This window comes from Streptomyces cyslabdanicus, assembly GCF_052663305.1.
Window position 1 is genome coordinate 34,071 of sequence record NZ_JBQRUW010000022.1, and the last position, 13,011, is coordinate 47,081.

The 13,011-nt window shown below is 69.2% G+C and carries 11 protein-coding genes, 1 tRNA gene and 1 pseudogene; 2 read left to right on the top strand and 11 right to left on the bottom strand.

The genetic code is table 11. The features are described 5' to 3' along the window. Positions 1-35: 35 nt before the first annotated feature. From lysA to ACTYVM_RS14185, 3 genes are all read right to left on the bottom strand, one after another. Positions 36-1,427 carry a diaminopimelate decarboxylase gene (lysA, locus tag ACTYVM_RS14175; RefSeq protein ID WP_445526294.1) on the bottom strand — a complete coding sequence of 464 codons (1,392 nt, stop codon included), beginning with the start codon at positions 1,425-1,427 and terminating at the stop codon, positions 36-38. Between the two features lie 26 nt (positions 1,428-1,453). Further along, entirely contained in the window at positions 1,454-2,845 is a 1,392-nt protein-coding gene (gene nrtL / locus ACTYVM_RS14180; RefSeq protein WP_445526295.1) for an ArgS-related anticodon-binding protein NrtL, read from the bottom strand. Between the two features lie 157 nt (positions 2,846-3,002). Then, positions 3,003-3,473: a response regulator gene (locus tag ACTYVM_RS14185; RefSeq protein WP_445526434.1), complete on the bottom strand. Its 471-nt coding sequence runs from the start codon at positions 3,471-3,473 to the stop codon at positions 3,003-3,005. 113 nt (positions 3,474-3,586) lie between these two features. Here ACTYVM_RS14185 and ACTYVM_RS14190 point away from each other — a divergent pair. Then, a tRNA-Arg gene (locus ACTYVM_RS14190) sits at positions 3,587-3,658 on the top strand. 289 nt (positions 3,659-3,947) lie between these two features. On the opposite strand, the gene ACTYVM_RS14195 is transcribed toward ACTYVM_RS14190, so the two are convergent. From ACTYVM_RS14195 to ACTYVM_RS14230, 8 genes and pseudogenes are all read right to left on the bottom strand, one after another. Continuing rightward, positions 3,948-5,990: a TerD family protein gene (locus ACTYVM_RS14195; RefSeq protein ID WP_445526296.1), complete on the bottom strand. Its 2,043-nt coding sequence runs from the start codon at positions 5,988-5,990 to the stop codon at positions 3,948-3,950. Between the two features lie 217 nt (positions 5,991-6,207). Then, a pseudogene (locus tag ACTYVM_RS14200) lies at positions 6,208-6,717 on the bottom strand (site-specific integrase); the annotation flags it as partial. A gap of 52 nt (positions 6,718-6,769) precedes the next feature. Next, on the bottom strand, positions 6,770-7,399 hold the full coding sequence (locus ACTYVM_RS14205) for a DUF2637 domain-containing protein (protein ID WP_445526297.1): 630 nt from the start codon (positions 7,397-7,399) through the stop codon (positions 6,770-6,772). 83 nt (positions 7,400-7,482) lie between these two features. After that, positions 7,483-8,856: an FtsK/SpoIIIE domain-containing protein gene (locus ACTYVM_RS14210; RefSeq protein WP_445526298.1), complete on the bottom strand. Its 1,374-nt coding sequence runs from the start codon at positions 8,854-8,856 to the stop codon at positions 7,483-7,485. A 5-nt stretch (positions 8,857-8,861) separates the two neighbouring features. After that, the gene (locus ACTYVM_RS14215) at positions 8,862-9,212 is read right to left on the bottom strand and encodes an SCO3933 family regulatory protein (RefSeq protein WP_445526299.1); all 351 of its coding nucleotides are present in this window, start codon (positions 9,210-9,212) and stop codon (positions 8,862-8,864) included. A 127-nt stretch (positions 9,213-9,339) separates the two neighbouring features. Then, entirely contained in the window at positions 9,340-10,068 is a 729-nt protein-coding gene (locus ACTYVM_RS14220) for a GntR family transcriptional regulator (RefSeq protein ID WP_445526300.1), read from the bottom strand. A gap of 89 nt (positions 10,069-10,157) precedes the next feature. Continuing rightward, on the bottom strand, positions 10,158-10,595 hold the full coding sequence (locus ACTYVM_RS14225) for an ATP-binding protein (RefSeq protein WP_445526301.1): 438 nt from the start codon (positions 10,593-10,595) through the stop codon (positions 10,158-10,160). 278 nt (positions 10,596-10,873) lie between these two features. Continuing rightward, positions 10,874-11,614 carry a GntR family transcriptional regulator gene (locus ACTYVM_RS14230; protein WP_445526302.1) on the bottom strand — a complete coding sequence of 247 codons (741 nt, stop codon included), beginning with the start codon at positions 11,612-11,614 and terminating at the stop codon, positions 10,874-10,876. An 83-nt stretch (positions 11,615-11,697) separates the two neighbouring features. Between ACTYVM_RS14230 and ACTYVM_RS14235 the strand changes: the two genes are divergently transcribed. After that, positions 11,698-12,792: a DUF1152 domain-containing protein gene (locus tag ACTYVM_RS14235; RefSeq protein ID WP_445526303.1), complete on the top strand. Its 1,095-nt coding sequence runs from the start codon at positions 11,698-11,700 to the stop codon at positions 12,790-12,792. Positions 12,793-13,011 lie beyond the last annotated feature (219 nt).

Sequence of the window (13,011 nt, forward strand, 5' to 3'; positions counted from 1 at the left end):
TCGTGATCGCGTCGGGCCTCATCCGCCGTCGAGCCTCATCCGACGTCGAGCCGCAGAAGGTCCTCCTCCGTCTCCCGGCGGACGATCACCCGGGCCTCCCCGCCCGCCACGGCGACGACCGGCGGCCGCAGCACGTGGTTGTAGTTGCTGGCCATGGACCGGCAGTACGCCCCCGTGGCCGGCACGGCGACGAGGTCACCGGGCGCCAGGTCGGCCGGCAGGAAGGCGTCCTTGACGACGATGTCCCCGCTCTCGCAGTGCTTGCCCACGACCCGGACGAGCATCGGCTCGGCCTCGGAGACACGGGAGACGAGCGCCACGCTGTACTCGGCGTCGTAGAGCGCCGTGCGGATGTTGTCGGACATGCCGCCGTCCACGGACACGTACGTCCGCAGCCCCTCCAGCGGCTTGATGGTGCCGACCTCGTAGAGCGTGAAGGCGGTGGGCCCGACGACGGCGCGCCCCGGCTCGACGGAGATGCGGGGCGTACGCAGCCGGGCGGCCTCGCACTCACGGGTGACGATCTCGGTCAGCGCCTTGGCGATCTCGTGCGGCTCACGCGGGTCGTCGTTGCTGGTGTACGCGATCCCGAGCCCGCCACCGAGGTCGATCTCCGGCAGCTCGACCCCGTGCTCGTCCCGGATGTCCTTGAGCAGCCGCACCACGCGGTGCGCGGCCACCTCGAACCCGGACATGTCGAAGATCTGCGACCCGATGTGGGAGTGGATCCCGATGAGTTCGAGTCCGTCGAGCTGGAGGGCCCGCCGTACGGCCTCGGCGGCCTGCCCCCCGGCCAGCGGGATGCCGAACTTCTGGTCCTCGTGCGCGGTGGCGATGAACTCGTGCGTGTGCGCCTCGACGCCGACGGTGATCCGGATCTGCACCCGCTGCCGCTTCCCGAGGGACTGCGCGATGTGGGCGACCCGCACGATCTCCTGGAAGGAGTCGAGCACGATCCGCCCGACCCCGGCCTCGACGGCCCGCTCGATCTCCTGCGGGGACTTGTTGTTGCCGTGGAAGGCGATCCGCTCGGCCGGCATTCCGGCCGACAGCGCGGTGGCGAGCTCGGTGCCGGAGCAGACGTCGAGGTTCAGCCCCTCCTCGTCGAGCCACCTCACGACGGCCCGGGACAGGAACGCCTTGCCGGCGTAGAAGACGTCGGCGTCGTGCCCGAAGGCGTTGCGCCAGGCCCGCGCCCGGGCCCGGAAGTCGGCCTCGTCGAGGACGTAGGCGGGGGTGCCGAACCGTTCGGCGAGGTCGGTGACGGCGATACCGCCGACGGTCACGACGCCGTCCTCGCGCCGGCCGACGGTCTGCGCCCAGACCTTGGGGTCGAGGGCGTTGAGGTCGGCGGGCGGGGCGGAGTAGTGCCCCTCGGGCAGGACGTCGGCGTGGCGGGGCCCGGCGGGATGTGCGGAACGGCTCATGTCAGTGCGGCTCTCTGTGGGCTCTCTCAGAGGTGTTCGGGTGCGTCGATGCCGAGCAGGGACAGGCCACCGGCCAGCACCGTCCCGGCGGCTTCGGCAAGGGCGAGCCGGGCGCGGTGGGCGGCCGAGGGTTTCTCCTCCCCACGCGGCAGCACGGTCGCGAGGAAGGGCAGCACGGCATCGGCAACGCTGACGAGGTGCCGGGCGAGAACGTCGGGAGCACGGTGGTCCGCGGCGCGGGCGAGCACGCGGGGATGGTCGGCGAGCAGGGTGAGCAGCTCGGGCGGGGCGACGTCGACGGGCCCCGCCTCGGCCCCGAAGCCCAGGTCGGCGGCGTTGCGGCCGAGGGCCCGGGTGCGGGCGTGGGCGTACCGGACGCGGAAGAGCGGGTTGCTCTCGCGCTGCACGAGGTGCCGGTCGAGCGCGTCGTGCCTGCCGGGCGTGCAGCGCTCGTCGTGCCCGTCGGGTCCGTCGTGCCCGCCGGGCGTGCAGCGCTCGTCGTGCCCGCCGGGCGTGCAGCGCTCGTCGTGCCCGTCGGGTCCGTCGTGCCCGCCGGGCGTGCAGCGCTCGTCGTGCCCGCCGGGTCCGTCGTGCCCGCCGTACTCGTCTTGCCCGTCGCCGATACGGGGGCGGTCGTGGCCGATACGGGGCCGGTCGTGGCCGGCGGGGTGCAGCAGGGCCCAGCGGGCGGCGTCGCGGCCGAGGGGGAGGGGGTCGGCGGGGGCGGGAACGGGCCGGACACGGACGCGAACGGGGGCGCGGAGGCCGTGCGGCGTGTCCTCACCGGAAGCATCGACGTGACCGGGGGCATCGACGTGCACGCCCAGGACCCGCTCCCAGTCGGCGGGGACAGGACCCGCGCAGACGACCCGCCCCTCGCCGCCCTGGGACCGGAGCAGCCGCGCCACGACATCCGCGACGACGACGGCGCGGACCTCGCGGGGGCAGCACAGTTCCACGACGGTCGGGGTCGACTGAGGACTCCCCGTCGCCCGGGACCGAGGGGTGCCCGTCACCCGGGACCGCGGGGTCCCCGTCGTCTCCGGGGCTCCCGTCGCCGGCGGGGCGTACCCGTACCGCTCCCCCGACCGCCGGACGTCCTCCACCAGCCGGACGAGGGCGGCCTCGGCGTCGGCGTCACGGAGGCTGATGTTGAGGAACCCGGGTCCGGTGACGGTGACGTCGTCGATGCCGTCGATGCCGAGCAGATGGCCCCGGAGCACCTGGGCGACGACCGGGGCCGGCTGCCCGGCGGACCGGGCGAGCCGGAGGGCGATGTTGGTGGCGTAGTCACCACAACCACCGGGCCGAGGCGGCGTGACCACGACCCGCTCGGGCACACCGACGCTCAGCTCCCCCACGTCGACAGCGCGACGGACCGCGCTCAGCACGGTACGGGAGAGCTCCACGGGGGTCACGGGACAAGCGTAGGGGAGGAGGGGGGTGGGTAAGCGAGCTGGTTTGGGCGCGGTATCGCCATGTGGACCACGTGAACGAGAACCGCCGGAATCGACGGGGCTGCCGAGCTGGGACTGCGGAGCCGGAGCTGCCGAGCCCCAGGAACCGGGAACCGTCTCACCCGCTGCTACGCCCGGCGGGCTCGGCCTCCCCCGCCCCACGGGCCCCACCGTCGATCAACCGCCGCACGACCCGCACGAGCTCCGCCGGCTCGAAGGGCTTGGCGAGGAAGGCGTCGACGCCGACGTCGAGCCCGGCGTCGACCTCGTACTGCGAACAGGCGCTGACGATGGCGAGCGGAAGATCACGGGTGAGCGGATCGGCCCGCAACCGGGCCGCGGTCCGCAGCCCGTCAAGTCGCGGCATGACGACATCGAGCGTGACGACATCGGGCCGCACCCGATGCACGACATCCAGACACTCGGCACCATCGGCCGCGGTCACGACCTCGAGCCCCTCAAGCTCAAGATTGACCCTGATCAACTGCCGGATGACCTTGTTGTCGTCCACAACAAGCACCCGGCCCGAAGCGGCTGGCACCACTCGAGAGTAGGTCCGGACCGGCCACCGCGTCCGGCTTTTCCCCACTTCCACCCCGTCCGGGGGACCCACCCCCGGGACCCCACCGGAAAACGTTCATGACCACCCTCCCGGAACTGGTAGTGTTCTACCCGTCGCCGCGCAGACAACGCGCCCGACCCGCCCCCGTAGCTCAGGGGATAGAGCAACGGCCTCCGGAGCCGTGTGCGCAGGTTCGAATCCTGCCGGGGGCACCCTTCATGAGGTGCCCAAAGACCCCGTCACCAGCGGAAACGCTGAGGCCGGGGTCTTCTTGTATGTGTAGGCGTATGCAGCGCTGAGCGGCCCTAGGACGGGGTCTGTGGACTATTCGTGGACAGGATCTTGGAGCATCTGCCCAGGTCGGCCCCGGCAAACGGAAAGGCCCCCGGACAAGTCCAGGGGCCCCGCGCTCTTCCATGACCGTAGCCCTTCCACCGACAGGAGCCCGTGACTGCCAGCGGCAGCCGCGCGCAGCCCGTCGGCCGAGGTGGTTGCTACGGCTCAGCCCGTCGCCGCCCCTTCCTTGGACGGTCCTCGGCGGGGCGTTGCACGGTCCAAATGGACCACCACGGTGGTGTAAAAGCGGTGCACCGCGTCGTCGACGCTGCGGATGAAGCCGGACTCGGCGTTGCCGCGGCCGCTTCCCATGCTCTTGATCAAAGACAGGCGGAAACCGGTGATGCGGGTGCCGCTGTCCTGCGGGAGCATGTCCGCCGGCTCGGGGCGGAGCCGTTCCAGCGTGCCCCGCGGGCCACCTTTCTCTCCGTCGACGACGGTTTCGATGTGGAGAGTCGCCGGCGCTTCGGCCAAGCTCCGGATGAGCCGTTTCGCCCAGGACAGGGGATAGCCCTGCTCTGGTGCCGGGATCTCGATGGAGGTACGCAGTTTGCCTGTACGGAGGTCCGCACTGATCGCCAGGATGCCGGGCGTTCCCTCGATGCGCAGTTCCGCCTGCAGTTTTCCATCGAGACAGAGTTGATCGGCGAGGCGGCTCCGACGTGCTCCTGGATCCGTTCCCCGCTTGGTGCGCTGCACGGGGAGGACTTTCTGCCCCAGTTCGCCGCCGAGCCCGAGACATACCTGCCGGATGAGCCGTTCCCAGCTCTCGACGACCTCCAGTGCGCGCGAATCTCCCTGGCACAGGGTTTCGTCGTCGATTCCGTTGCGTACGGGGACCCAGGCCGGGCCCATGTTCTGGAAGCCGTGGCAGCCGGAGTTGTCGTGCTGCAGGTAGTACAGCAGTTCTTGCAGCAGCCAGGCGTGCGCCGCATTGCCGACGCCCTCGTAGCGGATCAGCATCTGTGCCTGGTGCGCAACTTCCGCCCAGGAAAGGTGCCAGAGGGCGACCTTGTGCTTGCGCCGTCCGTCGATCTTGACGTCGACGAGCGGGCTGCCTTCCAACGCGACGTCGTTCGACAGCGTGATCACAGCCTCGTAGCCACGGCGCGCGGCGATATCCATGTACGCCTGCACCTGATCGGCCTTGAGGGCGTTGCCGTTGGTCTTCGTCTCGACCAGGGCCGTCCAAAGCTTGCCTGCCCGCTCGACACGGATCACCCCGTCGGGACGCCGCGGTGTGTCGCCGTGCGGCAGGGTGACCTCGGTGAAGGTCTCCATGCGACCTGCCGGCGCTCCGAACGCTGCGGTTAGTCTCCTGCCGAACTCCGGCACCTGCGCCATCACAGACAGCAGCACCGAGGTGGCCCGCATTTCACGGTCCCGGTCGCTCTTGAGCGCCGACACCGGAAAGAGCCGGGCCTCCCTCCAGGACTCGTTTTCCGCCAAGGTCTTCTTGGCCACCTTGGGCAGGGTGACCTTCTTCTTCGCGGTACGAGGTCGAGCGGTCGGCTTCCGTGACTCGCCACCGTCTTCGGGCTGACGAGGAGACGGAACGACCTCCGGCGTTCGTTGTGGACTCGGCTCGTCGACCGAGGACGGAGCCGCCATGTCCTCCTGATCGTCGATCGCTGCACTGTCCTGTGCTTCTGCTGCTTCCGCGTCGTCCTCGATGTCGACGCCGAAGTCCGTTGCCAGACCGGCGAGACCGGTGTCGTAGCCCTGACCGACAGCGCGAAACTTCCACTCTTCTTCGCGCCGGTACAGCTCACCGAAGATGATCGCACTCATCGAGTCGACGTCGTCGATGGCAAAGCGAAGAAGGTCCTCACCGGCTCCGTCGGCCAATGACAGGCGTACGTCCTCAAGTTCACCGAAGCGCGCTCCGTTGTACCGACTGGCAGCCACGACTATGCGGTCGACGTCGGCCGGAACTGCAGTCAGGTCGAAGCTGATCCGGTCCTCGTTGCCGTCCGCCGTCGGCGTTTTACCCAGGAGCTGCACGCTCCCGTCGGCAGCAACCGGGTTGTTGTAGAAGTAAAAGTCGGTGTCGCTGCGGACCTTGCCGTTCGCGTCCAGCAACAGGACGGAGACATCCGCGTCTCCTTCGCCGGTCGGGCTCCCCCAGCCCAGGCTGACGATCACCGAACCGACGTTCTCACTCAGGGTCGCCAGAGCCACATTCGAACCCTTGGTCATTTCACGCATAATGCCCCCCAACTGGCACGAGTCAGGCGTGAAGGTGTCAATGCCTCAACTGTCCGACGCGCAACGCAATGTGACGCGCCGTGCACATGTAACTGTAGTGCCCACAGAGCGGAGCGCAGGGGGCCAGACGGGATCTTCGGGCACTTTCCCTGACCCACTGCAGCAACGGCTCAGCCCCCAGACAAAGCCGGAAACCTGAGACTGATGCCGCACATGATCACTCGTACTCGCGCAACAACTCTTCGATCTTGCGGTTGGCGATCTCCTGCCGCCCGTCGATGCACTTGGCGTAGCGGCTCAGCAGGACCTCGACGCTATTGCCGGCGCGCTGGGCCACCTCGGTCGGGTCGACTCCGGAGTTGAGCCAGGTCGACAGCGCCGAGTGCCGGAGGTCGTACGGCCGGGCAGCGAGCGGCGAGGTAACCGCAGCCGGCGGGAGCGCCAGCGTCCGAGCTTCCTGCCAGACGCGGTAATACGTCGAGGAGCCGACCACTCCCCCGCGTTCGTTCGTGAACAAGCGCCCGTCCTCGGCAGTGCCGAACGTGTCGAGGTGCTGCCGGAGGATGGTGGCGAGCTCAGGCGGGATCGGTACGAGCCGAACCTCTTCGGCCGGCCGGTTCTTCAGGCCGCGGTCGTCGTGGGTCTCGCCGGAGTCCGTCCACTGCTTGCCGACACTGGGGCGCGTCCGGTTCAGCAGTGCCGTCCCCCAGCCGACCTCGGGCAGCTTCGGCGGACCTCCATGTCACTCGTGGCTGCCGTTGACGACGCCGACCTCCGAGTCAGGCGAGTTGGGCGGCGATGGCTTCGGCCAGCGGCAGCGGGACGCCGAGCCGGGCGCGAAGGGTCGAGGTGTCGATGGGCGTTCCGGTCCGGGCGCGGTGTTCGTCGGCAACCTTGCGCGCGAGCGTGACGAGCGCCGGCGGAACCGGGGTCGTGGAGAGCGGAGCTGCTTCGGGCTCCGCAGCGGGCAACTCGGGTGCAGAGGCGGGCGCTTCGGGCGCCGTGGGTTCCGGGGCCGACTCACGCTCTGCCGGTGGGGCATCCGCGGTTGCTCCGTGGGCGAGCAGCGTCCCGCCCAGGAAGGCGACCGCCGGCCATCCGGCCACGAGGATGCGCAGCCAGGCCGGTACGGCGCCCAGGTCGAGGAGCCCGGCCGTGGCGACGTTGGCGCCGAGCGAGGCGGTCAGTGCGATGAGGAACCAGCACCACCCGGCCGCTTTCGACCCACCGGAGCGGAGTCGCCGCCAGGCCGCCACCAGCAGCAGGTCGACGGAGACCGGGTAGGCCCATGCCTTCCATCCGTGCTGTCCGGCAGCCGAGGCCAGGTCGTGCAGGTGGGCGAAGGACAGCGCGGCGGCGATCAGCGCTTGGACGAGTACGGCGTCGAGGCGGACGGGCAGGGCACGCACGGCGCGACTCCTTCCGGTTCCAGGCATGGAGGGGGTAGGGACGTGGCACGGAACGGCCGTGCCGGCCGTGGGAGCAGGTGCGCCTACTCGGTGACCGGGCGAGCCGTGGCCCCTGGCCCGGGCGCCTCCACCGGCATCGGCTGGACGTACGGCCGGAAGGGATCGAGCGCCGGTACGTCGGGGGCGAGGTGAGCCGTCGTACGGCAGGTGGCCGCAGCATCGGCGAGGGAGAGGTAGGGGGTACGGATGCGGGACCAGCCGCCGGAGGTGTCGCCAATGACGGCCAGGCCGGGCAGCTCGGGGGCGATGGCGCAGGCCGCGAAGACGGCCTCCGGGGCGATGTCGCCGAGCGCCATCTTGGCCGAGGCCTCGTCGTTCACCCGGTGGCAGACGCGGCCGGTGAGCTGAGCGCGGAGCATGGTCGCACCCTTGCCCAGCTCGGCGCCGAAGCGCTGCCCGCACACTTCGAGGTAGATGCCGGCGGCCCGGCCGAGTTGGGCGAGACGGATGAGCTGGGTGACCATCTCGTCCCGCCGTTCCTCCTCCTTCCGCGTGGCGACGGGGAAGAGTTCGGCCACCTCGTCGATGAAGAGCACGATCGCAGCGGGACGTTCGTCCTCCGGCAGTCCCCAGATGTCCGAGGTGATCAGCTCTTCCGAGGTGCCGGGCGCGATGCCCTGCCGGGCCTTGATCAGGTCGTATCGGTCCTCCATTTCCTTCACGAGCGCGGGAAGCAGCTCGGCCGCTTGGTCCGGGTCGGTGGCCAGGGCGGAGAGCCGGGGCGCGAAGGGCGCCAGCTCAACCCCGCGCTTGCAGTCGATGCCGACCAGGACCACCGGCTGAGTAGCAAGCCCGGTCAGCAGGTTCCGCAGGTACATGGACTTGCCCGAGAGCGTGGCGCCGAGCACCAGCTCATGCGGCACAGTCCGGTAGTCCCGTACGAACGCGGTCGCGTCTTCCCGTAACGCCACCGGGACCTGAAGCGGGCCGCCGTTGAGCCGACGGGGCATCCGCACTTTCCGCTGCACGTCGAAGCCGACGAGCTGCAGTTCGACGACGCCGGGCTTGATGTCCCGCACGTGGACGGCGTGGACGCCCCAGGCGTGCCGGAGGCGTTCGGCGGAGGCCGCCACGTCCGCCGGCTCCTGGCCCGGAGCCAGCCGTAGCCGCATGCGCAGGCCGGTCGTGGTGGGCCGGATGATGCCCCGACGAGGAGGCACCGGCCGGACCTCACGGCGGGTGGTCGCCCGGACGGCCAGTACCCGCCACCGGGACGGCTCCACGGTCAGGCCGCAGGCGTCCATGGTCGAGGAGTACGAGACCAGCAGCCGGGCCACCGAGAGCGGCAGCCCGACCGTGGACCAGTACGCCGCCGGGTAGGTGTGCCGGGCGTAGGCGGCGCCGCCTATCGCAGCGAGCGGACCGCCCAGCTCGGCCAACGTCACCAGGTCCGTCACGGCGATCAGCCCGCCTGCACCATCGGGAAGGCACCCGGGGCAACGGCGGTCGCCCGGTAGGCGATGCCGTGCCGCTCCTTGCCGTTGAACACGCTCTCCCAGGGCCGCGCCACCAGACCCGGAAGCGAGACCGGAGCACCAACCGTCAGGCCCTCGATCACTCCGCTTTCCGGAAGGGTGACCTGCATCAGCGACGACTCGCCCTCGTCGATGTAGACGACGCCGACGGTCATCAGCGCCTCACCGGTCACCGCATCCTTGGCGATCTCGCCGGTCTGCCGGTCGCGCACCTTCGGCGCCGGAGCCTCGGTGAGCAGGACTGTGGCGGTTGAGGCGTCAACGCGGATCACACGCACAGGGATTACTCCTTCTGAGAGTCGATCAACCCGCCGACCTGACAAGTTGACTTAGCAAGTTCGACGCTAGGGATGCCAGGTTGACTTGTCAAGTGACTATCGGGGGAGTCTCGCCCGAAGGGCGGCGTCAGCTCAGGCGGTAGGTGTCTTCGAGTTCCTGCCGGTCAGCCGGAAGGAGCACGTCAGAGACCTGCAAGGATCGGCCGGAGGCGTCGCATGCGACGACCAGGACGCTCAGCACGGGAACGCCGTCCGGCAGATCCAGCAGCTCGGCCTCACGCGCCTCGGGCAGCCGAGCGGAGACCCGCTCGGTGACGTGGTCGAAGCGGACTTTCTTCCGCGCTTCGAGGTGTTCGCGGGTGCTCCCGCTCAAAGGTTCGTCGGACCCCAGCTCAGTGCCCTCGACCAGGTCGGCGGGGAAGTACGACGAGACCAACTCGACAGCTTCGCCGTCCTCTTCGACCAGGAAGCGACGCATGAGGACTTCGGCCCTCTTCGGCAGGCCAAGCTCCGAGGCGACCCGAGCCGGGACAGGTACGTGCCTGACTTCGACCAGGCGGCCCGCACTCTGCGACTCGTCGCGCTCCAGCGCCTCACGCCCCCGCCGGTCCTTTTGTTCGATGACTTCCGGGCGGCCTCGGACGATCGTGCCGTACCCCTGTCGGGACTCAAGCCAACCGTCCCGCTTCAGCAGCTCCAGGGCTCGCACGACGGTCGGGCGGGACATCCCGAAGGCCTGCACCAGCTGGTTCTCACTCGGTACGCGGGTGCCGGGCGCATACGTGCCGTCCTCGATGCGACGCTGAAGCGTCTGCGCGAGGCGCACGTACTTCGGTGGCTCCACTTCATACGTCATGAACGCCGCCTGTCGAGATTGGCCAAGTCAACTGGTCAACCAGACTAGCGGCAGTTTTAGCGTGACAGTAGAAGAGGTGGGCTATCCCATCACGCCGGCCAGGCATCAGCGACCACGAAGGAGACGGCCGTCCCGCCGAGGTGGCTGGGCCCGGAGTGCCAGGAGTCGGCGATGGAGTCGACCAGGAGCAGCCCCCGCCCGTGAGCGTCGTTCGCTTCCGGGTGCCGCAGCCGTACATTCGCCGGGAAACCCGGGTTGTGCACCTCGACGCGGAGCGAGGTTCCCTCGCGGAACCACTCGACCCGCACCAGCCAGGGGTCGTCCGACTTCCCGTAGCGGATGGCGTTGGTCACCAGTTCCGAGATCATCAGCGTGCAGTCATCGATCGAGCAGGCCGGGTTGTATGGAGCGATGAACTTCCGGAACCAGCGCCGAGCCCGGGGTACGGACTCAGGCTCCGGATGCAAGATCATCGCTCCGAGCCGCGATGAGTCCTGGCAGGGGTACCGGTCGATCATGTAGGCCATGCGTGCTCACTCCTTGCCGCTGCCGTCGCAGTCGAGGCAGCGCCGCTTCGACGTGGCACGGTTGCGGTCATTAGCCGTGGAGAGCGCAAGCGCCGTTCGGGAGCCGACGCGCTTCCACCCACGCCCCCGACACCCCCGGCAAGCTAACCGCGCACCCTGCTCCGGCCGCCGACTCGTCACGCCGTGCCCCCTTCTCACCCAAGTGGCCTTAGCCACTTCCTGGATAGTGGCATTGGCCACTTCGAGAGTGCAAGCGGTTCGCCGCAACTGGCGGGTCGTCAGGTGAGCGGGTAGCCCTGCTCGAACGCCCAGCGGTGCGGCGGGTAGGTGGCTTCGGCGAACTCCAGCGGCCGGTCCTGGAGGTCGAAGACGACGTGATGGACGATGAGGACCGCGGATCCCGGCTCCAACCGCAGGTCGGCCGTCTCCTCGTCTGTGGCAGCCCGGGCGCACATGCGGTCTTCTGCGTAGCTGCCTTGACGCCCCGTCATTCTCTCGACGTACATGAGCGTCCCTTCCTGGATCCGCTCGGGATCCGTGAGCTTGGGCGCGCGCTGGCCGACGTCCGGAGCAAACCACGAGGTGGACAGCGTGATCGGACCGTCCTGGTTGTTCGTCACGCGCCGGCGGTGCACGGCTCGACGATCCTTCACCATCCCCAAGGCCTCAGCGACGTAGTCCGGCGCCTCCAGCCAACCGGCCGAAGTGATCACCGCGTACTCTCCGGACGTATAGATCTTCCCAGTCTGCCGGGCCCGCCCGTACAACTCCCGTGCACGCCGGTTCACTTCGAGGCTACGCACGTACGTCCCCGAGCCCTGACGCTTCTCGACCAGGCCCTGATGGCTCAGCGCTTCCAGTGACCGCGCGGCCGTGGGCCGGGACACCTTCCAGTCCGCGGCGAGCTGCCGTTCCGAGGGAACTTCGTCCCCCGGCCGCAGGTCACCCCGAAGAATCTGATCACGGATGTAGTGGGCGATCTGGAGATACTTCGGCTGAGCCTCTTCGATCTGAGGCATCTCCCCTCCTTGTTGTCCAACTGGCTATGGCCTTTGGCCACTATAGAGTGAGTGGCCAACCTGTGAACCCGTAGTCTGATCGCATGACGCGGTTGATCGTCGCAGCAGGAGGAGGGGGCGACGCAGTCGCCGCCGCAATGCTTCACGCCGCCCTCTACGGCGACGAGCACCAGGCGGTGATCCTCACGTACGCCTGGGATCGCCTCCTAGTCGACCCGCTTCCGGGACCGCGACGACCCGCCGACTTCACCGGCCTGCAGCGTCTCACCCCGGCCGTGTGGGCAGTGCCGGCACAGGCACGCCCGATCGCACCCGCAGGCTCCACACTCCCCCGACTCGCAGCGGAGCTCCCGCACACCTTCGCACTGCTCGACCCCTACCAGGGGGCTGAGGGCCTCACCCACCAACTCGAAGACCTCGTGAGCCGCTTGGAGCCCGAGTCGATCGATCTCCTGGACGTGGGCGGAGACATCCTCGCGCGGGGCGACGAGCCGACACTGAAAAGTCCACTCGCCGACGCCCTCACTCTGGCAGCGTGCTGCCAGGTGAACGCGCCTGTCCGACTCCTCGTTGCGGGTCCGGGCCTGGATGGCGAGCTTCTGCCAGAAGATTTGGCCACCGCGCTGGGCCCCGTAATCCACACCTTCACCGCGAGCGACGCGGGTGTGATCAGCCCAGTTCTGGAGTGGCACCCATCCGAAGCAACCGCGCTCCTCGTGGCGACGGCCCGAGGCGTGCGAGGCACGTGCGAGATCCGAGACGCAGGACTCCCCGTGTCGCTCACGGACGAGAGCCCGACGGTGCACGAGGTCGACCTGGACGAGGCCATCAGCCGCAACCAACTGGCCCGAGCCATCATGGCGACCACGCATCTGGACGAGGCCGAGGCCTACAGCCGCGAGATCTGCGGCTACTCGGAGATCGACTACGAGCGCAACAAGGCTCTGTGGCTCAAGGAGCAGCAGCCCACCAAGCTGGAACCGGCCGCAGTCTGGGCCCAGCTCGACCAGTTCGAGAGTGAAGCCCGCGCCCGCGGGGTCACCCACACGACGTTTCGCCGCATCACCGAGGCCTTGAACTTCAGCGGCTTGCAGCGCGACGACTTGCGGCAGCTCCTCATCAACAGCCGGCCTGAGCAGTACGACGTACCCCTATGGCGCATCCCAGATGCAACCTGAGTAACAACTTTCTTCACGGGTTCAAGGCGGCTCGCTCCGCTCCCCGCGCGCGGCCCGGCCCCCGGCCGGGCCTGCGCTCCTGTCTCCGCCCCGCTCCAGCCCGGCCGGCGCCCGTGCCGCGTTGGCAGAATGCCCTCTTCATTCCGCAGAAGGCGCAGGCTGCAAGGCGGTCAGGCTGACGACGTGGAAACAGCCACTGGGTCATCAGGATTCCAAGAT

Bases quoted from the DNA above. Each gene is read 5' to 3' on its own strand.
- ACTYVM_RS14230 (WP_445526302.1), bottom strand. From the start codon at position 11,614: ATGCCTCAGATCGAAGAGGCTCAGCCGAAGTATCTCCAGATCGCCCAC.
- ACTYVM_RS14195 (WP_445526296.1), bottom strand. From the start codon at position 5,990: ATGCGTGAAATGACCAAGGGTTCGAATGTGGCTCTGGCGACCCTGAGT.
- ACTYVM_RS14225 (WP_445526301.1), bottom strand. From the start codon at position 10,595: ATGGCCTACATGATCGACCGGTACCCCTGCCAGGACTCATCGCGGCTC.
- ACTYVM_RS14220 (WP_445526300.1), bottom strand. From the start codon at position 10,068: ATGACGTATGAAGTGGAGCCACCGAAGTACGTGCGCCTCGCGCAGACG.
- lysA (WP_445526294.1), bottom strand. From the start codon at position 1,427: ATGAGCCGTTCCGCACATCCCGCCGGGCCCCGCCACGCCGACGTCCTG.
- ACTYVM_RS14235 (WP_445526303.1), top strand. From the start codon at position 11,698: ATGACGCGGTTGATCGTCGCAGCAGGAGGAGGGGGCGACGCAGTCGCC.